This window comes from Methanosarcina sp. UBA5 (assembly GCF_002505485.1).
Classification (GTDB): Archaea; Halobacteriota; Methanosarcinia; order Methanosarcinales; family Methanosarcinaceae; genus Methanosarcina.
Genome location: NZ_DAVG01000095.1, coordinates 43,997 through 67,390 on the forward strand (window position 1 = coordinate 43,997; position 23,394 = coordinate 67,390).

Below are 23,394 nucleotides of genomic sequence, written 5' to 3' on the forward strand. Positions count from 1 at the left end.
TCACTTTTTCTATTTTTTACCTTTATTGGAGGTCAAAATTGAAAGAAGAATGTGGCGTTGCAGGCATAATTCTACCAGGCGACAGGCCACAATCCAATACTGTCGCATTCAAGCTGTATTACGCCTTGTATGCCCTCCAGCATAGAGGACAGGAATCCACTGGCATAATGGTATATGACGGTACATCCTCTCATTCCATTAAAGGCATGGGTCTTGTCCCTGATGTGTATAATAAAGAATCTCTGGGGCGCCTGATCGGAAATGTAGGAGTAGGACATGTCCGCTACTCAACTACCGGAGGATCAAAAATAGAGAACTGCCAGCCCTTTATCCTGAAATTTAAAGGAGGAGCAGTTGCAATTGCCCATAATGGGAACCTGGTTAATGCCAGAACGCTCAAAGACGAACTGGAATGCGAAGGTCGTATCTTTATCAGTGATTCCGATACCGAAGTTATCGGCCATCTTCTTGTAAAAGAATTGATAAGACACGATCCTATAGAATCAATCCGGAACGTCATGCGTAAACTTGTCGGTTCCTATTCCCTGGTTATCCATATCGGCGGCGTTATATATGCTGTGCGGGATCCTCTCGGTCTTAAGCCGCTCTGCTTCGGGAAAGTCGATGGTGGATACGCAGTCTTCTCGGAAAGCGTAGCTCTGGATACTCTTAACGGTACCCTTATCAGGGATGTGCGGCCAGGTGAGGTAATAGTCTTTACGGGCGATGGCTTTGAGAGCTACCAGATAGGAAACGAGCCTCATCCTGCACATTGCGTGTTTGAGTTTATCTATTTTGCAAGGCCTGATTCTATTATTGATGGAAAACTGGTCTACAAAGTGCGGGAAAATATCGGGAGAGAGTTAGCCAGAGAGCATCCGGTAGAGGCTGACATTGTTTCTCCTGTTCCAGACTCTGGGATTACTTCGGCAATTGGCTATGCCAGGGAATCAGGCACCAAATACCTTGAAGGCCTGATGAAGAACCGTTACATAGGGCGTACATTTATCCTGCCTGGTCAGGAATTGCGTGAAACCGCAGTCCGGCTCAAAATGAATGCTATTCAGGATAACATCAAAGGCAAACGTGTGGTTCTGGTTGACGACAGCATTGTCCGGGGTACAACCTCAAGGCGAATTATAGATATGGTTCGCAGGGCAGGTGCGTCAGAAATTCATGCAAGGGTTGGAAGTCCTGCAATTATCGCTCCCTGCTATCTGGGTATAGATATGGCTACTCGACAGGAACTTATAGCCTCGTATAAGACCGTAAAAGAGGTCGAAAGCCTTATTAATGCAGATTCCCTCGGATATCTGAGTATTGATGGACTTATGAGGGCTCTTGAATGCGATAAGAACGACATGTGCATTGGCTGCCTCACGGGTGAGTATCCTGTAGAAATTCCGGGAGAAAACTGCATAAGAAAGCAGACACGCCTGGATGATTTCAACAATAATCAGGAAAGTTCCTGAAAGGCTCTTTCAGGCAATTCGTAAGGAACTTTCTTCACTATTCTTTTTGATTTCACAATGATTTTTTGAATTTTCTCACTATTTCTTTGATGTCTCACTATTCTTTTTGATCCGCCTTGACTTTTTATCCATTCTACATTTATTTTTATCGTGTTATCACGTTTATTCTTTATAGCGTTCAGCCCTTAAAAGCGTAACATTAACTGTCCTACTTCTTGGCCCATCCATTTCTGCAAAAAAGATTCTCTGCCAGGTCCCAAGCTCAAGCTTTCCTTCTGAAACAGGCAAGCCTTCACTTGCTCCAAGCAGTACTGCCCTGAGGTGAGAGTCTGCATTGTTATCTAGGAGGTCGTGCCTGTACCCTGCGCTGGCAGGGACCAGTCTATTTAAAAGATCCATGATGTCATCTTTTAGTCCAGTTTCATTTTCGTTTATTATGATACCTGCGGTAGTGTGCCTTGTGCTGATAAGGCATATGCCTTCAGGAATTTCGCTTTTCCTTACTTCTTCCTGAACTTGTGAAGTGATATCAACCAGCTCAACGCGTTTGGAAGTATCAATTTTGAGTTGCAAAGTCATTTCCTCTGAGGCTTTCCAGATTCTATTTCAGTCTTTTTTACAAAAAATGCATTGATTCAACGTAATATCTTCAGAAAGCTGGATATGATACGGAAAAATAGTATCCTGAAAAAGAATACTCGGGAAGATAGCACTCTATATAATAAAGGGGGCAGTTTGAGTTCCATACAATTCATATAAAGTAATTACCTTATTATAGACGCTTGCCGTACCTTAGAATTTCATTATTTTCAGACAGGGCTATAAATCGGTGGTCGTTTTGAAAAACGATAGTCCCATTTCCGACAGTAGAATAAAAATAAATTCTATCATTCTGCCCAGGAGTACTATCCCAGTGGCCAACCCACTTATCTCTATCTTTCATGAAGTGTGCTTGGTCACCATAAAATTCCCATATTGCTTGATTTGAGTTTTCGAGTGAGTCATTCTCAAAAGCAAGAACATTCCATTTTGTATTATTTGGATTAAAAGGTTGCTCAAACATATAATACCTCCTTTTCTACTTTTATAGCTCTTATCAAACTTTCCCAACTTTGAAACACTTTTATTAATTTATAGCTCATACTATAAAAAAAATTTGTAAATTAAACTCAAAAAATATTTGAATCTAAAAAAGTGATCAGGAGGGTAATTTTTCCAATCTGGCCATAAAAGACAGATATACTCGCTTGCCAGATTAGATCAATAACCCTCACTACATTACTACAATTGATACTGCTTTATTTTCCCTTACTTCTATACAGGAAAATACAGAATAGACATACAATGCCGCTAATTATACTAAATCCTGGAGATTTTATACTTTCTTCAGCTATCTTATTTCCAATAGTGTTTGCATTACTGCTTGCATTGCTGCCTGTAGTACTGTTTGTGTCTGTGTGAGTAGGTTCTACAGTTATTTTTTTGTGTTTACTTTCTGTACCTGTTATTGCGAAGGAAAAATAGCCAGGCACGTCTGCTGTGAAATGCAAGAACTGATCATCTTCGCTTGTTAGATTTACTGGCAGGTCTACCCATTCTTCTTTCTCGTCATCGTACCGATTAAGTATAATCGAGGACTTGTTTATGTTGTTCTCGTCTACCCATGAGTTATTGACTTTAAAATTGACAGATGAATTCTCAATACTCTTTGAGTTACCATAACCACTGTTTCCAACCCATATATTGAATGACTTGTAGACAACACCTTCAGGAAGCTTGGGAACTAGGCTCGACTTATTTTTCAGTTCCTCCACTATTGTAGTGGTCTTTCCAACGGTTTTCGTTGATCTAAATGTTATTGATTCAACACAGATTGCGTTCTCTGTAAAATTAAAATTCACGTCCTTTCCACTGGCAATAAAGGTCTGTAAAATCTCTTTTACCTGGACGTTCTTCGCTGGCTCAGGGGATCCACCACCGCTGCTACCCCCGCTCTTGTGGCTATGTCCTCCACTACTGCTATCACTACTGTTGTCACTGNNACTGTTACTATCGCTGGAATTGCTTTCTTCCAGTACGTTTATTGTACTGATTTTTGAGGAAGTTTTGTTTTCATTGACTACTGTCAGGTTAACATCATAGTTTCCGGCTGAGGAATAGGTATGCGCTGGATTCTGCTCAGTTGAGGTAGCTCCGTCTCCAAAATTCCAGTTCCATCCGTTTGCATTCTGCGAGAGATCGGTAAATTGTACAGAAAAAGGAGCATAGCCACTGACAGTGAATGCATTAAAGTCTGCTACAGGAAGAATTTTATCTGGAATGGGTTCACTCTGAACAATTATATTTTGAGTCTTTGAGCTTGAGCCCTTTTCATTATTTACAATTAGGACAACGTTATAGTTTCCTGCTTCAGAGTATGTATGTGTCGGGTTCTTCTCTGCTGAAGTACTTCCGTCTCCAAAACTCCAGGCCCAAGAAGTTGCACTTGTACTTTTATCAGTAAATGCTACATTCAATGGGGCTTTTCCAGAGGTAGGAGATGTAGCAAATGCAGCAACCGGCAGGCTTAAATCGTTATTACCGGGAGTTTCATCGTTTTCGTTTGTATCATCGCTTCCGCTAGGGTCCCATCTTGCATAATAAGGCATTCCTTCTTGATACACGTCACTAATACTTTCTGTGGTAACTGTTTTTGTATCAAAAGATGTGCCTATGAACTGCCCACTCCCTATGTATATTCCCACATGACTGACAAGCCAGTAATTCCTGTTATTTTTAGTAATGTCTTTTTTCCAAAAAATTACATCTCCCGGCGTGGGAGAAGCTGTAGTAACATAATATGCATTTTTTTTCATGTTAGGCACAGTTTGGAAAACTATGTCTTTGGCCCCGGCTTGCTTGTATACTTGAAACACTAAGTGAGAGCAGTCAATGCCCGATCGGCTGTTGCCTCCATGCACGGATTTAACTCCAATCCAGCCTTTTGCGGCTGCTACTACTGTGGACTCGGATGTTCCTGCAGGAGCTGCTGATACAAGGGGTATGAATGCTATTAAGATAGCTACGAGGAGTATGGCTATTAGTCTACGTTTATTTATCTTCATTTTTGCTCAGTGTCCGTATTTTACTAACTTAAATATACTATCTGTATTTTGTAATCATTAGAGTAATGCAACGACTCAACTGAACTTTTAAAAACATAGCTCAATTTGAATGTAAAAGCTGTACCAATATTCAGTTATGGATATAAAACAAATACACTTAATTTGCATTTATAATCAATTATATGGATTTATATAGTATCTTACTCACTAAATATCTAATCTTTCCTTTATAACTCTGGATTTATCACTAAAAAGGGTAGCAACTTTTGGCTTAAAATACAGTTACAAATGCAGTTACTCTGGTGCGAACTGTGTGTCCAATAATTTAGCTTTAAAGTAGAAAGATAACAAAGAGATGACAAAAAGGGATAACAAAAAGAGCTTAAAACCTTTAAATTGAAAAATAAGAAATTCGTTTCTTATGGCTATTACTGCGATTCCGAAGTAATTCATAAAACTTGACTTTTGAACCTATTTCCCGATTACGAATTTCCCAGTAAATAGTTTTATTTTGGAATCGAAGCACTAGTAATTGTCGGGCGATATCTTTTGAGTGGAATGGCCGCCTACAATTTAATTTCATAGGATAATGTAAAGTAAGAATAACAATTACATAAATATCTGAATTGCAGGTGAAAGATAAGATTCTCTTGTCTGGCTCTCTGTCTCTCAGCTTTTCTTACCTTTTCGGGTATAATTTCGTTTTCAGTATTTTTATTGTTTTTCCATTTTGCTTTGAAATAAAACTTGTATGCTTATTTTTAAATTGAGCTTTAAGCTTTATTATTCAGATTTAATCTTTTGCGGGAAACGCTTTAGAGGGCTCATAATTTTGATATCTGTACGGGTCTGATATCTCTCAGGAGGAAACTACGTAAAACTGGATCCAGGAGATTTGTGGAACTATTTCCTTCATTCTCGCTACCTTTTGACTCTATTCTTTTTAATTCTAATATTAACGGCTTAGTCAGCTTACAGTAGCTTATTACCTAGTAACTACATTTAATATTTTTTCACACTCTCGAGCTTTCGTACCTTTGAGGCTTTAAAAAAACAGGTTCCAGGTTCACAGTGTTAGGTTTTCGATTCTCTGTGGAATTAAGTTTCTTTAAGGTTTCATTAATAGAGAGAAGGAATTCAGCTTTGAGTCTTTCTGTAAGTAGCTCCAATTAAGTGCTCTTGAAGAAGGCAGGAATTCCGTATTCAACTTTTACATATCCTTTCTTTTTCATCCTTTACAGCACAGAATAGATTTTTGGTCTTGTCACATGAGTAAATTCATGGATTTCCCTTACTGTAGCTTCATTTAAACTCAGGAGTCAACATAAATTGCCTCATTTTCTGTAAACTCCAGCTTCTTGAGTTTGCTTATGAGTTTGATGTCCATCGCATTATTCTTACACTATTTTTATTCAGGCGGTGTCATCAAGTTTCTTTAGCGTTGAAAGCATTATTTGCAAGCTCTCCTTGTATGCAAGAATATCCTCTTCATCCAGCTTTCTGAGAATCTCGGAGGCATTTTCTTCGAGTTCTCCCATGAACCATTCCCTGTAAGCTTTCCCTTTTTCGGTGAGGGAAATAAGGGTTTTCCTCCTATCCTCTGGATCTCCTTTCCTGTAGACAAGCCCGTCTCTTTCCATGGCATCAATCATGCTTGTCAGGCTTCCCTTCTGAAGATCAAGGCACTTTCCCAGGGTTGTAGGCATAATATTATCTATTGCCCCAATAATCATAATAGCTCGGTTCTGATTTTTATTGAGGTTATACGGACTGTCCCCTGTTCTGTGGAAAATTTTAGCAAAATTTTTTTGAAACAGATTAATTATCTCAAACTGGAGTTTTACTGTTTCTTTTATTTTTTCTTCCTTCATTGGTATCACAGTCAGGGATTTCTTACAATCATAATTTTCCAGTCATGATTCAGATGATAAAGGCAGGATAGTATCCATTAGAGGTCTTTTTACGAGACATCCCTTATCCAGTAGATTTATTTGCGAGGTTTTTCTTAGTTGAGTCTGCTGGTTCTAACGGACTTTACGGGTTTTCTTGAGTTTGACTGCGTTTTAATATCTCTTATCATCCGAATAATGACCGAATTTAATCTAACAACTCAGTTTCTAACTGTTAGATTTCAAACTAAAAAAGAACTGGTTTTATTTATATCTTATGATTTGACAACTCGGGTATATTCAAGCATCAGGCTTCCTTGTGTAAGCAAAGTTTTTCCCGGTTTTCCATTCGTTAACTCTGCCCCTTTCTGAGAGGAATGGGCACCTCATCAATATTCTCTGTATTTCTCATGAGGAGATAATCCTCAACATAAGAGCCCAAACATACGAGATATATTTCTTCTCCAAAAGTAGCTCTTTTTATGAATCCGTACTTAGTAGAGAGCTTGGTTTCTCCGATTTTCGGCCATTCATAGAGTATCCGCCCTTCTCCTTTTCCGTTGAGTACGGTCTCAATGAAAAGCTTTCCTATAGGCTTACCGTTGAAATTCACAAGATTACTCAAGTCTTGCCCTCCCCCTTTCAGATCTGGATGATAAACGACCCCTGATTAGCCCCCGGTTCCGTTAAGCTTCCAGACAAAGACATGGAAATCATCATAAAACCATTCGCTGTCTTTTTTCTGAAAATCGGGAAAAGTCTCTTCTCCTTTTTCTTCTACAAGGCTTGCAGCTTCTAGGACCTTTAAAGCGACAGCATTCTTCTGAGCCGAAAGCTCTGACTGCACCTGGGTTTGAGTACAGGTTTTGTTCCTGCCCTATTCCCTTATCTGGTCTTCCTGCTGAGAGTAAAAAACTGAAATACTCAGGAACAGAAGAATTAGAGAAATTGACAGGATGAGCTGAATACAAATTTTCGAAGCTTTCATATTCCACCAACTTTGACTATTGTGAATTCTAGTATATCTACCAAAAGCCTCGATAGGATTATGATCAAACTGTGATAGGATCATGATCAAAGGTTCATTTTCAGACCCGATTTCTCAAACCTGCAGGAAAATTTCAAACCTGCTAGAAAAAGAAAATTCAGATTTAAGAACCAGTGGCTTCGTACTTGGAGGGCTTTATTATAAAAATGAGTTTAAAAAAGATATTTTTTGAAAACCGGGATTCTGAAATCTGGATTACATAAAAAGGAACAGCAAATCCGACAGCAGCCAGGGCATCAGCTCCAAGCTCGGAGATCCAGAAGGTATCAGTAAGGCTGTATATAGTCTGGACAGACATGGCAACTATTGTAGGAATTGAGAGCTTGACAACGGCTTTCCTGGGATCGCCGAGGAGAATGTTCACTCCTTCTGTACTTTTTTGAAGGATTCCTTCTTTTTCTCTCCTTCTGCCCCATGAGTATTCATCGGCATCTTCGCTTCCGACTAATGGTTCCTCACTCATTTTCTCCCGCCGTTTTTCTCCCCTTGCCTTTAAAATCAAGCGTCTTTTGTCTATTTTTTTCTGATCTCTTCTGTCTTTAACGTTTCTTTACGTGCCAGACCCTTCTTACTTTTTATATAGGTGAACTATAAGGAAACATATTGTCTATAGGGAAACATATATTTACGAGAGAGAACAAGTAAAAATGAAAAAATGAGTTTATAGGAAGGGACTTGTGAGTATTAAATAATAAATTTCAGTTTTATAAAACAAGTATGATATTTATTATACTTAATATGGTGATGAAGATTATATTCTTAATTAAATAGGCAAATTTTGAATAAAAATAGTAAATAATGTAACAGGTCAAAAGCTATATAAAATATAATTAGTCTTCTACTTTTTTTAATAGAGAAAGTTGCAACTATAACCTCATGCTTACGAGTTTATAATCTTTTGTTTGAACACTTTTAGTCTAAGTGAATACTAAAACCCCAGAGAGTATACTATGTATAGCAATTATAATTTCAGGGAAGCAGTAAAGTCTATGGGTCTTGTTTTTGGAGATATAGGAACCAGTCCAATTTATACCCTGACAGTTATCTTTCTCCTAACAAAACCTACCGAGGATCATGTAATAGGAGTTTTATCATTAATTATCTGGACGCTTATCATTATTGTGACTATGGAATATACATGGCTCGCCATGAGCCTTAGTAGAAAAGGGGAAGGAGGCACTATTGTCTTAAAAGAAATACTTATTCCCCTATTACGGTCAGGCAGAAAAGTTTATTTAGTCACAATATTAGCCTATGTCGGGATTTCGTTTCTTATCGGAGACGGTGTTATTACGCCTGCAATAAGTATACTTAGTGCGGTTGAGGGAATACGCATTGTTTCCGGATTTGAGAATACAGGACAGGGTGTTCTAGTTTTAATTGCCGGTATAATTGCTATAGTTCTTTTTTCAGTTCAGATTAAGGGAATTGAAAAAATTACCTGGGTGTTCGGTCCGATAATGCTTTTATGGTTCGCATCTCTCGCTTTTTTTGGTATTTCTTCAATAATCTATACTCCAGGTGTGCTTAAAGCCATCAATCCTTATTATGGCATCAGATTCCTTCTGAACAGTGGGATTGCTGGATTTTTTGTACTCTCCGAAGTGATCCTGTGTGCAACAGGGGGCGAGGCGGTGTATGCCGATATGGGTCATTTGGGGAGAGAGCCCATATTAAATGCGTGGAAACTGGTATTTTTTTCTTTATTACTTAATTATCTTGGACAGGGAGCATTCCTTATTAGAAACTCTGATTCAACAAATATCCTGTTTGAGATGGTATCTCAACAGGCTAGTATTATTTACATACCATTCCTCATTCTGAGCATCGTGGCCACGATTATTGCTTCTCAGGCTATGATTAGCGGCGTATTCTCAATAGTATATCAGGGAATTACGACCCGAGTAATGCCAATGTTAAAGATTGATTACACCTCCGGGCAGTTGAGATCACAGATATATATAGGTGCAGTAAACTGGATGCTCCTTATTTCCGTACTCTATATGATGCTTGTATTTAAGGAATCCAGCAGACTTGCGGCTGCATACGGACTGGCAGTTACCGGGGACATGACAATTACAGGCCTACTCATGGCTTCGATATTCTATCACAAAAAAGATATTTCGAAGACTATAATCTCACTATTCATAACATCCGTTGACATTCTGTTCCTCTTCTCAAATACTTATAAAATCCCGCATGGAGGCTACTGGTCAATCATTATAGCAGCTGTTATATTTTCCCTTATTGTCATATACACGTCGGGACAGAAGAGACTGTATGGAGTACTAAAACCTATGAAAGCTGATAACTTTCTTGAAAAATATAACCATTTATATATTACTGAAAATAAAATCAGTGGCACTGCCCTTTTTTTTGCACGAGATATCACCAGAATTCCTCAATACATTTCCCATGTAATGTTTAAAAACAACATTATTTATGAAAATAATATTTTTATTTCAATTCTCAAGTCTGACAGTCCTTTTGGAGTGGAAAGTGCTTTCGTAAGAGAACCGGCAAAAGGATTGAAAGTTTTTGAGATAAAAGCGGGATATATGGAAGTTGTTGATGTTGAGAAGATCCTGAAAGAGAAAAACATTTACGAAAAAACAATCTTTTACGGAATAGATGATATATTTACCGACAATCTAATCTGGAAAGTTTTTTCCTTTATCAAAAGAAACTCTCCTTCCTTTGTTCAGTTTTATAGACTCCCTCCTGATGAGCTTCATGGAGTTATGACAAGATTTGAGATGTAAAGTCTTGATTTTTATAGAGAGGGTCATGAGCTTTATATATAAAAACGTAATACTCAGAACCATATTTCATTGAATCGCTATTTACTGTTAGGCTTATTGACCAAAAATAGAGATGAAAACAATATGAAAACAGTAATATTTGCAAGTCAGAATTTTAGAAATAATCCGTTTTCTTTTTTCTTATAGGGCAGAAAAAAATCATGATTTATCGCCTTAGGGCTTAATGCGTGGAACTTTTATTTCAAATCATATCTTTGTGCAAATTTCTGGGACGAAAAGGTGATATTATGTTTTCCAAGTCAGAGTTTAGAGAAGTAGTGAAGTCTATGGGTCTTGTTTTTGGAGATATCGGGACGAGTCCCATTTATACTTTGACCGTTATTTTCCTTCTAACAAGACCTACACCCACTCACATAATAGGAGTTTTATCTTTAATTATCTGGACACTTATCATACTTGTGACTATGGAATACGCCTGGCTTGCAATGAGTCTGGGTAAAAAAGGGGAAGGTGGTACAATAGTCTTAAAAGAAATACTCGTTCCTCTGCTCAAGTCGGGTAGGAATGTAGCTCTGGTCACGTTGTTAGCTTATATAGGAACATCTTTCCTCATGGGAGATGGAGTAATTACTCCTGCAATAAGTATTCTGAGCGCGGTAGAGGGGCTGCGGATCATTCCTCAGTTAGAAAATATAGGCCAAGGTACTATTATACTTATTTCTGCCGCAATTGCAATAGCACTTTTTTCCGTTCAGAGTAAGGGAATAGAAAAAATTACATGGGTTTTTGGGCCTATAATGGTTATATGGTTTGCAGCCATTGGATTTTCAGGCATTGCCTCTATTTTTTATACACCAGACGTACTTAAAGCTATCAACCCTTATTATGCCATTAGATTCCTTCTGGATAATGGAATTATGGGATTTTTTGTACTATCTGAAGTCATCCTGTGCGCTACAGGGGGTGAAGCATTATATGCTGATATGGGACACCTGGGAAGAGAGCCTATTTTAAAAGCCTGGAGATTCGTATTTGTAGCATTGGTTTTGAATTATCTCGGGCAGGGTGCATTCCTTCTCCGAAATCCGGGTTCGAGAAATTTTTTGTATGAGATGATAAATCAGCAGGCAAACATGCTTTATATCCCATTCCTTCTCCTCAGCATTGTAGCTACAATTATCGCTTCTCAAGCTATGATAAGTAGCATGTTTTCTATAGTATACCAGGGAATAACAACCCGGATAATTCCAATGTTAAAGATTGATTATACCTCTGGGTTATTAAAGTCCCAAATCTATATAAGTACCGTAAACTGGCTTCTCCTCATTTCGGTATTATTTATGATGCTTATATTTAGAGAATCAACCAGACTGGCAGCTGCATACGGATTGGCAGTTACAGGAACTATGTCTATTACGGGCATGCTGATGACTTCGATATTTTATCACAGGAAAAATATAACCAAGGCTCTTATTTCACTATCTATAACGTTTATTGACATAGTATTCCTTCTCTCAAATAGTTATAAAATCCCGCATGGAGGCTACTGGTCGATCATTATAGCGTTTGTTATATTTTCTCTTATAATTATATATACATCGGGACAAAAGAAACTGTATGAATTGATGAAACTCATGAAGGGAGAAGACTTTCTTGAAAAATATAATCGTCTATATGCTACTCAAAATAAAATCATGGGAACCGCTCTCTTCTTTACGCGTGATATCGAAAGAATTCCCCAGTATATTTCCCATGTAATGTTTAAAAATAACATTATTTACGAGAATAACATTTTTATTTCCATAATCAAGTCTGACAGTCCTTTCGGAGTAGAAAGCTCGTTCACAAAAGAGCCGGCAAAGGGGTTAAAAATTTTTGAGATACGAGCGGGATACATGGAAATTGTGGATGTTGAACAGATCCTTAAAGACCAGGGCATTTATGAAAAAACAATTTTCTATGGAGTCGAAGATATCTTTACTAATAATATAATATGGAGAATATTTTCCATAATTAAAAAGGTGTCACCATCCTTTGTCCAGTTTTACAGGCTTCCTACTGACGAACTCCATGGGGTTATGACGAGGTTCGAAATGTAAAAACGGGTTAAAAACGGTATGTACATTCCGGGCTTTAGACCCGGATCTAATACAAAAACTCAGCCGCATGATAATTGGGCTGCTATCTGTAAATATCCAATCCAAACTTAAGTAAAAGGCCTCTCTGGATTACGGACGCCTTTCTTAGCGATTAAAATATAAAAAGAAAAAAATGTGTGTGTTTTTCCTGCAATTGCATTTAAACTATTTTTTAACCGGATTTACTTCTTCTTAACAGCATAAACCCCTAAAAGGCGCCTATAGCTGTAATTAATATTCAAAATATGGGAGCACTAAATGAGCCCTCTCCTTCGGCTTTTACTCCTCCGGTTTCTTCGGCTTTGGCTCCTCAATTCTCATCAGAGCGGGAAGTTTCTTCGGAATTTTCGGAAGCTTCCTTGACTCAAAGAGATGGCTGAGTGAAATTGGGTTGTAATTATCCTTATTGTCTCCATGCCAGTAGAAACTACTGAAGTGCACCGTATAGGGGCCTATTTTGTCTCCCTTGAGATCAATAGAGATTGTTCGGGCGCTTTTCCTGGGGGCACGGAAATGTTCCATAGGCCATACCTGCTGCATACCGGTCTGAGCAAAATCCTGTCCATATACATGAATTCCAGAGGGCACGCTGATCCTTGGATCTACATTCAGAGTCACATCATTGAGGGATAGATTATCAATATAAAGTTCAACAAAGCCATATTCGTTTTTAGTTGTACCGTCATTAACCGGACTCAGTACCACGGTCGGGTCCACCCTGAACTTCTGTTCAGCCACAGGAGTTTTTGTAGTGGGTTCGATCTGGTTTATGGATTCTTTCGGGTTTATGTTACATGTCTTATTCAGGGATACGGATTGGTTGATGGACTGATTGGCAGATTAATTGGCAGATTGATTGAAGGATTTATCGGTCTTTAAAATCTTTGATGCCGTTTCATTTACTAATGGGTTATCAACTACATTGGCAAAGCACTTGAGAATAGAGCCCCAGAAATAAAGATCAACATCAGTAGAACAAACAAATATTTTTTCAATTTTGATACTTCCTTTCAGGGGTATTAAATTAACTGTACACTAATTTTTTGAAATGGTTTTCTCAAAGTTTTGGAAGTATTTGAATATGTACCTTTTGCCGTGATGTTTGCACATTTCTCTTTTTTTGCAGGATTTGTGTGCCTGGATCTTCGGAGTTTCTGCGAATATTACTTTTTCATACACAAACGAGAACATTTCAATAAAATTTATTTAAAATTTCAAACCGCAATTCTTATCTGTATAAAATTATGTGATAGATTAACCAATATTTTATGACTGAGTTACGTAAATCGAAAAAAGAATGACTTTATCCTGGCTTTATACTCCGATTCCTGGCGGTAAACGATCCCTATATTATCATGCCAGGCTTTGGTTTTTAGCCTTCTGGGCTGTCTTTTGCTGTTTTACGCTACTGCGATTTGACGTCAAAACTGAAAATTAGCCCGTTTTACTTCACAAAAATATGGATTCTCAAGTCTAAAATCTAATTCGAGACTCTCACGAGGTGAGAAAATGAAGACCCAAGTAGCACCATTAGCTGTCAACCCTGAGAACAAAACCGAAACCCTATTTAATCGATTCGATAAGCTGGGAATTTTTTTCCATAATCCTGTTTCGTTCAGCATACCAGATCTGTATTCTCACTTAACGAAAAGCAATAGAATTGGCCTTGTCTGCGGCGAGGTGGCAGAGTACAAACTTAAGATAAAGGTTGGATCCGGAAAATATGATTACATTGTACTCACCAACTATGTAAAAGAAAAGAGTGCTTGGAGCACAGCCCAAAGTAAAAATTTAATAATCCTACCCGGGCAGGCTTTGACTGAAAGTTTCTATTCCGATATGGCGATATACTACGCTCAGCAAGGATACAGTGCATATATTCTGGATAGAAGAGAGACAAATGTTCCGGTAAATGAGACCGATTTCAGTTACATGGAAAACTGGACCATTGACAGTTACCTGAATGATACATACAACGGCATCGCTGTGTCAAGAATTCATACAGCTTTCCTGAGTGATAAAGCTGTAGAGGACATCGAGGTTACAGCAATTGGCCACAGTCATGGGGCCTTGATCCTTACTGCTTACGGAGCCAGCAAATACCATGACCTTGCTTTAGGTTCGGTTAACAGAATGGTACCTGTTGATATCGTTATTAAGTACGAGCCTAAACATTCGGAGTTAATAAGGGCTCAGGCACAGCAATTTGACACTATATCCAGATGTTTGGAAAACAGGACATATAACGGCAGCGATATGGCTGTCATGATGCAGATAGCCAGACTGGCTTTAACCGATCCTGACCGAGAATCTCTTTTTCAACCCGGCTTTACAAACAGGCAATTTTTCCGGCTTATGGCTACCCAAACCCATGGATTCAATGAATACCCCTATACTCCGAATTATCATTATTGGAGTGGAGACCTGGATGGGCTTTATTATGTTGACGAAAACAGGTTACTTAACTTGACCTTAACCGGAGGGGCTGTTCCCTATGTACCAAAGTGCCTGGATCTTTATATGGCCGGATTGATGGGGAATGTGGAAGGCTATGAGATTGACTTTTCAAAAATAAGCTATCCTGTTCTTTATATCGGGCTTGGGGGAGGTTTCAGCGACTACGGATCCTGGTGGTACAAAAACGAGGTTGGAAAAACAAATTATAAGGTTACTTCCATAAGCTGGAAGAACCAGGGTCACGGGAGCATAGCCCTTGATTATAATTCTAGTGAGTTATGGGCACTTATACATAACTGGATAATAAATAATTAGGTCTGAATCAAGCTCGTTGGAGATGCCAATTGTCATCTGTGAATCAAGAAGCTACTAAGTCTTTAGCTTAGTGGTAGTTCATTTATTTCTTCCTGATCTTTATAAACAGCTAACGAATACTGCCATACAACTAGGGGTATGCAACACTGGTGTGTATAAAGTATTTGGCATTATTCACCATATAAATAAACCTCAGGGTAAGAAAGGCTTCATTAGATTTTCGATAATATTGCGTGATACCTGTATTCGTAGTACATCGACTTTACGTATTCCATTTTGAAGCCGTTATCTCTGGCAATTTGTTCAATCAGGTAAGGGCTGTAGGCATCTCCTATTATATCTCTTGGGCGGTTTTTCAAAATGGCTGACACCTGTTTGAGGAGTCCAAAACCAGTTTTAGGCAAAATCTCCCATAATCTAAAATTCTGCGAGAACCATCCCATTTTCCATAAAGAGTACAACCTGGGATCAATTATATCAAAAAAGACTATCTTTCCGTTCTCATTGAGATAGTCGAATGCATGATGTATAAAAGCATCTATCTGCTCGGGCTTCAGGTACTGGACCACAGCTGTTGCCGTAATCCGGTCAAATGATATATTCAACCTATCCCAGATTGTTTCATCATCGGCAAGGATTAAATCTACATTTTTGTAGTTCTGCTGCCACATTTTCTTTTCCGCTTCTAAAAGCATTGAAGAAGAAAAGTCAGCCCCTACTATTCTCTCATAATTTGGTACGTAGTATATTAGAAGTTCTCCGGCACCACATCCGAAATCGAGAAGAGATTTACCTCCACTTAAATGAAAGAGTTTTTCCTTGGCCTCTTTATAAAGAAATTCTTCGGTAGAATACCTGTGCCCTCCTTTCTTTTTGTCCGAAAAATATTCTTCCCAGGAAAACTTCGGTTTATTAAATACTGTTTCCATACTGAATATCCCCCCTTTTCTCGGTCTTTTCCATTTCATCGATATATATTTGCAATTATTAGAATCAGGCAAAAATGAAAAATGATTAGCTCTTTTTGAAATTTATACAGGAAAATCTGTCTGGTATCGTCTAGTATTACAAATATCACAAGATTTTATTTAGTTATTGAAACGTTTCTCCTGAAAATAAGTCCGGACCTGCTTTCGGAAATTCCTTTCCTGACAACAGATTTTTATGATAACTCAAGTGCATCAACTTTCACAAAAAAAAGTAGTATCTTCTATAGTGCAGGCTTTCCGAACGCAGACTTTCTAGTGCAGACTTTCTAGTGCAGACTTTCAAGGTGCAGGCAGGGAACATAAAGCATTTCAAGATGAATGATATAATTAATAGAGTCCTGAATAATATGAAAGTTATATGTAAATGAAGCTAAGGGTGCTGATAAAAGAGGGGGACAAAGTTAATGGAGGATATGTTCAGATTTGCGGATGAGCTTGGGCCATTTAAGATCATCCATGTTTACGAGCCGTCAGTTGACTTGAAAGCAGTTCTTGTGGTGGACAATGTCGCTAAGGGGCCTGCCCTTGGAGGGGGTCAGGATGGCCCCAGATGTGAGTACTGAGGAATGTTTCAGGTTGGCAAGAGCCATGACCCTTAAGAATGCAGCTGCAGATCTTCCTCACGGGGGTGGTAAGATTGTTATCTGCGGGGATCCGCGAATGCCACAGGAAAAGAAAAAACAGATGCTTAGAGCGCTTGCCAGTGCCCTCAGGTATGGAGAGGAATACATCTTCGCCCCTGACATGGGGACAGACGAACTCTGTATGGCCTGCATAAAAGATGAGATCGGAAGGGTGGTAGGCCTTCCCTGCGGGATTGGAGGAATTCCTCTGGATGAAGTGGGGGCCACAGGCTGGGGGCTTGCACAGGCTACTGAAGTGGCACTCCAGTACTGTAATTTTGAACTGAAAGATGCTCGTGTGGTTGTCCAGGGATTCGGGGCAGTTGGGAGGCATGCTGCGCGGTTCCTTACCCAGAGAGGAGCGACTCTAGTAGGAGCCGCCGACTCCGAGGGCACGGTTCATGACCCCGATGGGCTTGACGTGGATACCCTGATCAGGCTTAAGAAAGAAGGAAAAAGTGTGCTTGACTACCCTGGAGGAAAAAAGCTTGACAGTAATGCCGTTATCACCATTCCCTGTGACATCTGGATTCCGGCAGCTCGTCCGGATGTAATCAACGAGAGCAACGTCCATCTTCTAAACACTAAACTGATTATTGAGGGAGCAAACATTCCAATCACAGAAAATGCCGAAAAAATCCTCTATGAGGCAGGTATTCGCTATGTTCCGGATTTTATTGCAAACGCTGGCGGCGTGATCTGTGCGGCTGCAGAATATCAGGGAGCCAACCAGTGCACAGCTTTCGGGTCAATTGAAGAAAAGGTGAGAAAAAACACGGCTCAGGTACTGGAAACTGCGAAAACGGAAGGAATCCTGCCAAGGGAAGCTGCAGTCCAGCTTGCCGTAAAACGAGTTAAGCAAGCCATGACTTACAGGCGCTGGTCGCTCTTTTCTTCGGCGCCAGGCTTTGTGTAAGCTTTATGTGATTCTCTAATCCCATCTTTTACTTTTTAAATCCCCGGTTATTCAGGGTTCTTTTGCATCTCAAATCGAGTTTCAGTTTATTTTTTTCCCTCCGCATAGCACCACCGTCGCCCTGACCGCACTGTCCGGAGTAAAAAAAACCGGCATTCCGATGGCTGTAAAAGCCGAAGCCATTTCTCTGCTGAATCTTCCGCCCGGAGAACAGATGAGGACTGGTTTTTCACAATTACTGGCAAAGGCTTTGATTTTTTCCGCAACCCCTCTGGAAAGAAGAGGTGGACCCCAGAGCAAGCTCACTATTGCAAGATCATATTCCTCCCCAAAAGCCTCCTGTAGAGCATCAACGTAGTGTTCGTCCTTTACGCTGCCTGTCAGGTCAACAGGATTCCTTATGGAAGCAAAAGCCGGAAGTTTCTGTCTCAATCTGCTCACAGCTTTTCTGGAAAGATCGGGAACCCTGAGCCCAGCCTCCTCACAGGCATCAGCGATAGAAATTCCGATCCCTCCTCCATCGGTTATAATGAGAACATTTTTTCCTTTTACCAGCTGATATCTGTTCAGTACTTTGCAGGCGTCTTTTAATTCCTCATAACTTTCAACTTCTATTATACCTGCTTTCCTGAAAGCAGCTTCATAGGCTTCATATCTCCCGCTAACAGCCCCTGTATGGGAACTGGCTGCCTTTGCACCTGGCTCCCTTTTTCCGACTTTGAGAGCCACTACCGGCTTCTTTTGCACACATCTAGAAGCAGCGGCAAGGAACCGACGTCCATTTTCGATAGACTCGATATAGAGAGCAACGGCTTTTGTTGCTTCGTCTCCTGCCAGGAATTCAAGGCAATCGCTTTCGTCCACATCTACCTTATTTCCGTAGCTCACTACCCGTGAAACCCCTGCTCCCTCGTTTGCCATTTCGTCCATAATCATAGCGGCAAAGGAACCGCTCTGAGTAAGCACCGAAACCCCACCTTTTGCAGGTCTTTCGACCTTATCGCCACTTATAAAAAAAGTATCCACTTTTGAAGCTGTATCGTAGATTCCAAGGCAATTCGGTCCCATAGCCCGGATCCCTTTCTTATCTAGAATTTCTTTCAGGCGTACTTCCATTTCCTTTCCTTCAGGCCCAGTTTCCCGAAAACCTGAACTGACAATTATTGCTCCTTTTATATTTTCCACAGGGCCGTTGAGGATTTCAAGAACTGTAGAAGCTGGCACTGCAAAAATCGCAATATCGATTTTGTCCTTTATCTCACCCGGAGCCGAATAACACTTAAGCCCCCTGATTTCCTGATAACCCGGATTTACAGGATATATCTTTCCCTGAAACCCCATTTTCAGGAGGTTTTCCAGAATTGTACAGGAGAGCTTTTCGGGATTTGGCGACGCTCCTATCAGGGCTATGCTTTCAGGCTTGAAGAAAAAGTCAATGTGTCCTTCAATGGTCATTTATGCCCTTCCGAATAATCTGCAGATCATATTAAGATTATAGCTTCGAGCTTAAATATTTAAACTTAACAAATTCGGGTTTTATAAAACAGGAAAGAAGCAAAATCTGAAAAAATGCAAGGGAATAAAGAAAAATTCACTGTAGGAACTTTAAAGGAGCTCTATAGAACTTCTAAAAGAGCTTTACAGAACCTTTAAAGGAGTTTTATAGAACCCCTAACCGCTACCATCGAAAAAGCTAGAAATATGGAAGTCCCAGCGCTTTTATTTTTCTTTTTCGCATATTTTACGTTCTTGGATTCTCTTACTCAGTTACGTTTAGCGCTCACAGTACATGCAAATAGCCTTTTCACATTCCTCATTCTGGAATTTCCACTTCAGTCCCCAGCGTTTAATTGCTTGAATTATTTTCACAAAATCCACTCCGCTTTCGGTCAGGTAATACTCGGATTTAGGAGGATTTGTTGAGTTATCAACCTTCTTTTCAATCAGGCCCTCAGTTTCCAGTTCTGTCAGCCTCTCTGAGAGGATTTTCGGAGTTATGTAGCCGAGTTTTCTTTTGAGCTCATTAAAGCGCTTTTCTTTTTTTTCCCCTTTGTGCAGCTCCAGAAGGATATGGATTGTCCATCTTTTTCCGATGATATTCATAGTCTTGTAGACTGTGCAGTCTTTCATAGTATAAACATAGAAACTGTCTGATATATAAATTAGTATCTCTAATATACTGGTATCAAAAGAACACTAGTATAAAATATAATTTATAAAACAGAGATATATAATTTCCTGTAAAAGTTTTCCTGTATCTGGCAAAACAGAATTCAAAGCAGCCTGTGGCTGAAATACCGGGTCCGAAGTAATAACTATCGCTCTGCAAAAACGAAATTCATGTCTTTATCTAAAATTACTCCGCTTGAGCGAACAAAGTGAGCGAAAAGGACCCATCCTCCCGAGACGGGACTTGGGCGATTCTGTCAGAACTGCCGGGAATCTAACCAGTTAGGAAATTTAGAAAGTTTGGAGAGAATGATAACCATGAAAGACAACTTACCGGAAAAAGGTGCAATCGTTCAGAGAGACCGTGAAACTTACGCAGTAGCCCCTCACATCCCCGGAGGAATTGCGGACCCAAAAACCCTCAGAAAGATAGCTGATGTTGCGGAAAAATATGGGGCCGCTGCCCTTAAGATGACTTCTGCCCAGAGGATTGCAATCGTAGGCCTGAAAGAAGAAGACCTTGATAATGTGTGGGCTGATCTGGATATGAAACCCGGCGCAGCTGTAGGGCTTTGCGTAAGAAGTGTAAAATTCTGTCCTGGAACGACTTTCTGCAAGCAGGGAAAACAGGATGCAGTAAGCCTGGGCCTTAAGCTGGATGAAAAATACCACGGAATGTCAATGCCTTCCAAACTGAAAATGGCTGTTTCCGGTTGTCCGAATTCCTGTTCTGAACCTGCCATCAAAGATATAGGGGTAATGGGCACTGCCAAAGGATATACTCTGATGGTAGGAGGTTCTGCAGCTGCAAGTCCAAGACTTGCTGAAGTTGTCGCAAAGGAATTGTCTGAAGAAGAAGTTCTTGAGGCTATCGAGAGAATTGTTAATTTTTATAAAAACTCTGGCACGAAAAAGAGGCTTGGGAAGTTCATTGAAGGCATGGGCCTTGAGGATTTCAAAGCCCAGGTAGGCCTGTAAAACCAGGTAAGCTTGCATGTGGCATTTACATCTCTTAAATTGTTTCATTCAACGTTGAATGCCTTCTGATCTGCTCCCACAAAATGTTTCCTCTGTAAACTCTTAACCAACTCTTAACCCAGGATAAATCCGGAGTTTCAGGGATCGAAACATAATACTTTCCAATATAGCGGAAAAACTTGTACCGACCAAGCATATATGGAACGAATATCAGAATAGAATATATTGATAGATGTCAGAAACAGAATATATTGATAGATGTCAGAAACAGAATATATGATATTAAAATGTAATCAAAAACGGCCAGAATATTCACACAAGCTCGGTCGGTATAGTAACTAAGGAGTGTAAGGTATAATGCTGAGTTAAAGGCATAATGCTGAAAAACAAAAAACTATGGTCAAAAGGGGAGAATTAATGAGAGTTACTGAGATGAAATCCTCACCTGAAAAGCCGAATCCTCACAATGTGAGCGTCCGGATGCTCTACAATACCGAAAACGCTCAGGCTGTACATATAGAACTTAAGCCAGGGGAAGCTCTAAAAAAGCACGTGACTCCCACAGACGTCTTTTTCTACATTCTTGAAGGAAAAGGCATTGTTGAAATTGGCGACGAACAGCAGGAAGTCAGCCGAGATATGCTGGTCGAGAGTCCTGCAAAAATCCCCCACCGCCTTCTGAATCCGGGAAATGATATTTTCAGGGTGCTGGTTGTAAAGGCCCCAAGGCAAACCGAAGCTACACGCATGCTGTAAACGTAAAGCAAATGTAAGGATGGCTGTTGAAATGGTTCAAAGCGAGGCATAAATGGAAGAAAAAACAAAACCTACAAAAATAGCGGTTGTGCGCTGCGACGTCGTTTCAGAAACCTGTCCGGGGGTAGGCTGCTTTAAGGCTTTCAATGAAAGAAAGACCCACTTTGAGTCCTACAACGAAACCACTCAGATGATCGCCTTTTTCACGTGCGGAGGCTGTTCGGGCAGGAGAGTGTACCGTCTGGTGAACTCCCTTAAAAAGTATGGCCTTGATGCCGTACATCTCAGTTCCTGTATGCTTATGGAAGAAACTTATCCTAAGTGTCCTAACCTGGACAATATAAAAAAGACGATTCAGGATGCAGGAATAAAGGTTATAGAAGGTACTCATCACTAAGCACAGCTCTTGATAAAAATAGGACTTACGCGGTTGAAGTGACAAATCGATAGCATTAAACACTTAACTGTTTAAAATATTAAATTATTTACAACGTCTCATATGCTTGATTTGTACTTCAAGTGCGTAAGTCCTGAAAAAAGATATATAGGCAAGAAATACATCAAAACCGGACAGATAAAAACGAAAATGAGGGAAATATGTTTACTGAAGAGAACAAGGAAATAGTTCGCCGATTCTTTGAAGAAGGCCCTTCGAAAGGAAATATAAGTGCAGCTGACGAGTTGCTGTCACCTGATTTTGCTATGCATGTTCCTCTTCCTGCTTCTCCAGGAATAAAGGGAATAAATGAAGTAATTACTGCATGCAGGGCAGCCTTTGAACACCTCAATGTTACAGTTGAGGATATGATTGCCGAGGGTAATACTGTGGCTGCACGTTTTACAGCTCGCGGAGTACACAAAGGTAACTTCATGGATTTGCCGGCTACAGGCAAGCCGATAAATATGACTGGTATAGAGATTTTCCGCATTAAAGACGGGAAGATCATTGAGCTGTGGGGTGAAACTAATCTTCTTGGCCTGATGCAACAGCTAGGGATTGTTCCTGCACCTGGAAACGAGGGTTAAAATTTATCAGGTGCACAGTATCATTTTATGTTTCTTGCATTTAAATTATGTTTCTTGCATTTAAAATTTCATACTAAAAATATAACTTACGAATGAAATAGGGTAATAAAATGAGCCATGATATAACTCGGGACCGGAATATCGAAGAAGATGAAAACTACGAAGGTGCAGACCTTGAGCTTCGGGACATTCCCCTTCCAAAAACAAGCAATATCCTCTACTCGATTTTAAACTCTTTAAACCATAATATTGCAAACTTTTATGCTTACACGAAGTTCAAAGACTATATATCTGAAAAGACCCTGGATATGGAACTGCTCCAGAGAAGCATGAGTATCCACAGGGATTTTTCAGCTCTGTTCCTGCACACTGAAGAAGAGCTGGTACTTGTTTACCCGGATCTTCTGGAAAAAGCTGAAAAACTTTTATTCAGAGGAGAAACAAACACGGACTTCATAAATTATACCCGTAAGATGTGTAAATTAATAAATGACTATAAGAAAATGCTGCATAGAGAGGGGTATTTGCCAGATCTTTGAATGGAACTCTCGCTAAGCAACATCTTATTATGGAATTTCACTGTCCGGTACAATTAAAATTTATTTTGTAAAATATTTCAATGGGGGTCGGTTAAATGGTAAAACGAATGATAGTGAAAATTGACGAAAAGAAATGTACAGGCTGCGGAAAGTGCGTTGCACCCTGTACCGAAGGTGCTATTAGAATCATTAACGGAAAAGCAAAGGTCGTAT

The 23,394-nt window shown here is 39.7% G+C and carries 22 protein-coding genes and 1 pseudogene; 12 read left to right on the forward strand and 11 right to left on the reverse strand.

Translation table 11 applies throughout. The features are described from left to right. Positions 1-38: 38 nt before the first annotated feature. Complete coding sequence (purF, locus tag BP621_RS10480; protein ID WP_292389690.1) at positions 39-1,472, forward strand: amidophosphoribosyltransferase; 1,434 nt, start codon at positions 39-41, stop codon at positions 1,470-1,472. A gap of 162 nt (positions 1,473-1,634) precedes the next feature. Here purF and BP621_RS10485 read toward each other — a convergent pair whose 3' ends face one another. From BP621_RS10485 to BP621_RS10515, 7 genes and pseudogenes are all read right to left on the reverse strand, one after another. Next, positions 1,635-2,051, reverse strand: a complete 417-nt coding sequence (locus BP621_RS10485) for a secondary thiamine-phosphate synthase enzyme YjbQ (protein ID WP_349682070.1) — start codon at positions 2,049-2,051, stop codon at positions 1,635-1,637. Between the two features lie 193 nt (positions 2,052-2,244). Then, positions 2,245-2,535, reverse strand: coding sequence for a hypothetical protein (locus tag BP621_RS10490; RefSeq protein ID WP_292389691.1), 291 nt, complete (start codon positions 2,533-2,535; stop codon positions 2,245-2,247). A gap of 235 nt (positions 2,536-2,770) precedes the next feature. Beyond that, positions 2,771-4,576: a PGF-pre-PGF domain-containing protein gene (locus BP621_RS10495; RefSeq protein WP_292389693.1), complete on the reverse strand. Its 1,806-nt coding sequence runs from the start codon at positions 4,574-4,576 to the stop codon at positions 2,771-2,773. Positions 4,577-5,988: 1,412 nt separating this feature from the next. Next, complete coding sequence (locus BP621_RS10500; RefSeq protein WP_292389694.1) at positions 5,989-6,447, reverse strand: MarR family winged helix-turn-helix transcriptional regulator; 459 nt, start codon at positions 6,445-6,447, stop codon at positions 5,989-5,991. 370 nt (positions 6,448-6,817) lie between these two features. Then, a pseudogene (locus BP621_RS10505) lies at positions 6,818-7,117 on the reverse strand (cache domain-containing protein); the annotation flags it as partial. A gap of 18 nt (positions 7,118-7,135) precedes the next feature. Next, positions 7,136-7,312, reverse strand: a complete 177-nt coding sequence (locus tag BP621_RS10510) for a hypothetical protein (RefSeq protein ID WP_292389695.1) — start codon at positions 7,310-7,312, stop codon at positions 7,136-7,138. A gap of 304 nt (positions 7,313-7,616) precedes the next feature. Next, entirely contained in the window at positions 7,617-7,976 is a 360-nt protein-coding gene (locus BP621_RS10515) for an MATE family efflux transporter (protein ID WP_292389697.1), read from the reverse strand. 487 nt (positions 7,977-8,463) lie between these two features. Here BP621_RS10515 and BP621_RS10520 point away from each other — a divergent pair, with 487 nt between their 5' ends. Beyond that, positions 8,464-10,275 (forward strand): KUP/HAK/KT family potassium transporter, encoded by a 1,812-nt coding sequence (locus BP621_RS10520; RefSeq protein WP_292389699.1) that lies wholly within the window; start codon positions 8,464-8,466, stop codon positions 10,273-10,275. Positions 10,276-10,562: 287 nt separating this feature from the next. Further along, a complete protein-coding gene (locus BP621_RS10525) occupies positions 10,563-12,374 on the forward strand; it encodes a KUP/HAK/KT family potassium transporter (protein WP_292389702.1) in 1,812 nt (603 codons plus the stop codon). A 318-nt stretch (positions 12,375-12,692) separates the two neighbouring features. Here BP621_RS10525 and BP621_RS10530 read toward each other — a convergent pair whose 3' ends face one another. After that, the gene (locus BP621_RS10530) at positions 12,693-13,151 is read right to left on the reverse strand and encodes a hypothetical protein (RefSeq protein ID WP_292389703.1); all 459 of its coding nucleotides are present in this window, start codon (positions 13,149-13,151) and stop codon (positions 12,693-12,695) included. A gap of 771 nt (positions 13,152-13,922) precedes the next feature. On the opposite strand from BP621_RS10530, the gene BP621_RS10535 reads away from it, so the two are divergent. After that, entirely contained in the window at positions 13,923-15,185 is a 1,263-nt protein-coding gene (locus tag BP621_RS10535; RefSeq protein ID WP_292389705.1) for a hypothetical protein, read from the forward strand. 212 nt (positions 15,186-15,397) lie between these two features. Here the strand turns inward: BP621_RS10535 and BP621_RS10540 are convergent, their stop codons facing one another. Next, positions 15,398-16,114 (reverse strand): class I SAM-dependent methyltransferase, encoded by a 717-nt coding sequence (locus BP621_RS10540; RefSeq protein ID WP_292389707.1) that lies wholly within the window; start codon positions 16,112-16,114, stop codon positions 15,398-15,400. Positions 16,115-16,578: 464 nt separating this feature from the next. Between BP621_RS10540 and BP621_RS10545 the strand changes: the two genes are divergently transcribed. Next, positions 16,579-16,737, forward strand: coding sequence for a hypothetical protein (locus BP621_RS10545; RefSeq protein WP_292389710.1), 159 nt, complete (start codon positions 16,579-16,581; stop codon positions 16,735-16,737). Next, positions 16,715-17,713, forward strand: a complete 999-nt coding sequence (locus tag BP621_RS10550) for a Glu/Leu/Phe/Val family dehydrogenase (protein WP_292389711.1) — start codon at positions 16,715-16,717, stop codon at positions 17,711-17,713. The genes BP621_RS10545 and BP621_RS10550 overlap by 23 nt, the downstream gene beginning before the upstream one ends. An 81-nt stretch (positions 17,714-17,794) precedes the next feature. Here BP621_RS10550 and BP621_RS10555 read toward each other — a convergent pair whose 3' ends face one another. Then, a complete protein-coding gene (locus tag BP621_RS10555; RefSeq protein WP_292389712.1) occupies positions 17,795-19,168 on the reverse strand; it encodes an acetate--CoA ligase family protein in 1,374 nt (457 codons plus the stop codon). 318 nt (positions 19,169-19,486) lie between these two features. Then, positions 19,487-19,843, reverse strand: a complete 357-nt coding sequence (locus BP621_RS10560; protein WP_292389713.1) for a winged helix-turn-helix transcriptional regulator — start codon at positions 19,841-19,843, stop codon at positions 19,487-19,489. A gap of 357 nt (positions 19,844-20,200) precedes the next feature. Here BP621_RS10560 and BP621_RS10565 point away from each other — a divergent pair, with 357 nt between their 5' ends. From BP621_RS10565 to BP621_RS10590, 6 genes are all read left to right on the forward strand, one after another. After that, positions 20,201-20,860 carry an NAD(P)/FAD-dependent oxidoreductase gene (locus BP621_RS10565; protein ID WP_292389715.1) on the forward strand — a complete coding sequence of 220 codons (660 nt, stop codon included), beginning with the start codon at positions 20,201-20,203 and terminating at the stop codon, positions 20,858-20,860. 417 nt (positions 20,861-21,277) lie between these two features. Further along, complete coding sequence (locus BP621_RS10570) at positions 21,278-21,616, forward strand: cupin domain-containing protein (protein WP_292389716.1); 339 nt, start codon at positions 21,278-21,280, stop codon at positions 21,614-21,616. A 52-nt stretch (positions 21,617-21,668) separates the two neighbouring features. Then, positions 21,669-22,013, forward strand: a complete 345-nt coding sequence (locus tag BP621_RS10575; RefSeq protein ID WP_292389720.1) for a CGGC domain-containing protein — start codon at positions 21,669-21,671, stop codon at positions 22,011-22,013. Between the two features lie 200 nt (positions 22,014-22,213). Then, complete coding sequence (locus BP621_RS10580) at positions 22,214-22,642, forward strand: ester cyclase (RefSeq protein ID WP_292389722.1); 429 nt, start codon at positions 22,214-22,216, stop codon at positions 22,640-22,642. A 110-nt stretch (positions 22,643-22,752) separates the two neighbouring features. Beyond that, positions 22,753-23,181 carry a hypothetical protein gene (locus BP621_RS10585; protein WP_292389724.1) on the forward strand — a complete coding sequence of 143 codons (429 nt, stop codon included), beginning with the start codon at positions 22,753-22,755 and terminating at the stop codon, positions 23,179-23,181. 95 nt (positions 23,182-23,276) lie between these two features. Further along, the coding region (locus tag BP621_RS10590) for an ATP-binding protein (protein ID WP_292389730.1) at positions 23,277-23,394 on the forward strand (118 nt) is incomplete at its 3' end.

Excerpts from the sequence above, each read along its gene's own strand:
- BP621_RS10485 (WP_349682070.1), bottom strand. The coding sequence starts at position 2,051 with ATGACTTTGCAACTCAAAATTGATACTTCCAAACGCGTTGAGCTGGTT.
- BP621_RS10490 (WP_292389691.1), bottom strand. The coding sequence starts at position 2,535 with ATGTTTGAGCAACCTTTTAATCCAAATAATACAAAATGGAATGTTCTT.
- BP621_RS10500 (WP_292389694.1), bottom strand. The coding sequence starts at position 6,447 with ATGAAGGAAGAAAAAATAAAAGAAACAGTAAAACTCCAGTTTGAGATA.
- BP621_RS10515 (WP_292389697.1), bottom strand. The coding sequence starts at position 7,976 with ATGAGTGAGGAACCATTAGTCGGAAGCGAAGATGCCGATGAATACTCA.
- BP621_RS10520 (WP_292389699.1), top strand. The coding sequence starts at position 8,464 with ATGTATAGCAATTATAATTTCAGGGAAGCAGTAAAGTCTATGGGTCTT.
- BP621_RS10525 (WP_292389702.1), top strand. The coding sequence starts at position 10,563 with ATGTTTTCCAAGTCAGAGTTTAGAGAAGTAGTGAAGTCTATGGGTCTT.
- BP621_RS10535 (WP_292389705.1), top strand. The coding sequence starts at position 13,923 with ATGAAGACCCAAGTAGCACCATTAGCTGTCAACCCTGAGAACAAAACC.
- BP621_RS10540 (WP_292389707.1), bottom strand. The coding sequence starts at position 16,114 with ATGGAAACAGTATTTAATAAACCGAAGTTTTCCTGGGAAGAATATTTT.
- BP621_RS10545 (WP_292389710.1), top strand. The coding sequence starts at position 16,579 with ATGGAGGATATGTTCAGATTTGCGGATGAGCTTGGGCCATTTAAGATC.
- BP621_RS10550 (WP_292389711.1), top strand. The coding sequence starts at position 16,715 with ATGGCCCCAGATGTGAGTACTGAGGAATGTTTCAGGTTGGCAAGAGCC.
- BP621_RS10555 (WP_292389712.1), bottom strand. The coding sequence starts at position 19,168 with ATGACCATTGAAGGACACATTGACTTTTTCTTCAAGCCTGAAAGCATA.
- BP621_RS10560 (WP_292389713.1), bottom strand. The coding sequence starts at position 19,843 with ATGAAAGACTGCACAGTCTACAAGACTATGAATATCATCGGAAAAAGA.
- BP621_RS10565 (WP_292389715.1), top strand. The coding sequence starts at position 20,201 with ATGAAAGACAACTTACCGGAAAAAGGTGCAATCGTTCAGAGAGACCGT.
- BP621_RS10570 (WP_292389716.1), top strand. The coding sequence starts at position 21,278 with ATGAGAGTTACTGAGATGAAATCCTCACCTGAAAAGCCGAATCCTCAC.
- BP621_RS10575 (WP_292389720.1), top strand. The coding sequence starts at position 21,669 with ATGGAAGAAAAAACAAAACCTACAAAAATAGCGGTTGTGCGCTGCGAC.
- BP621_RS10580 (WP_292389722.1), top strand. The coding sequence starts at position 22,214 with ATGTTTACTGAAGAGAACAAGGAAATAGTTCGCCGATTCTTTGAAGAA.
- BP621_RS10585 (WP_292389724.1), top strand. The coding sequence starts at position 22,753 with ATGAGCCATGATATAACTCGGGACCGGAATATCGAAGAAGATGAAAAC.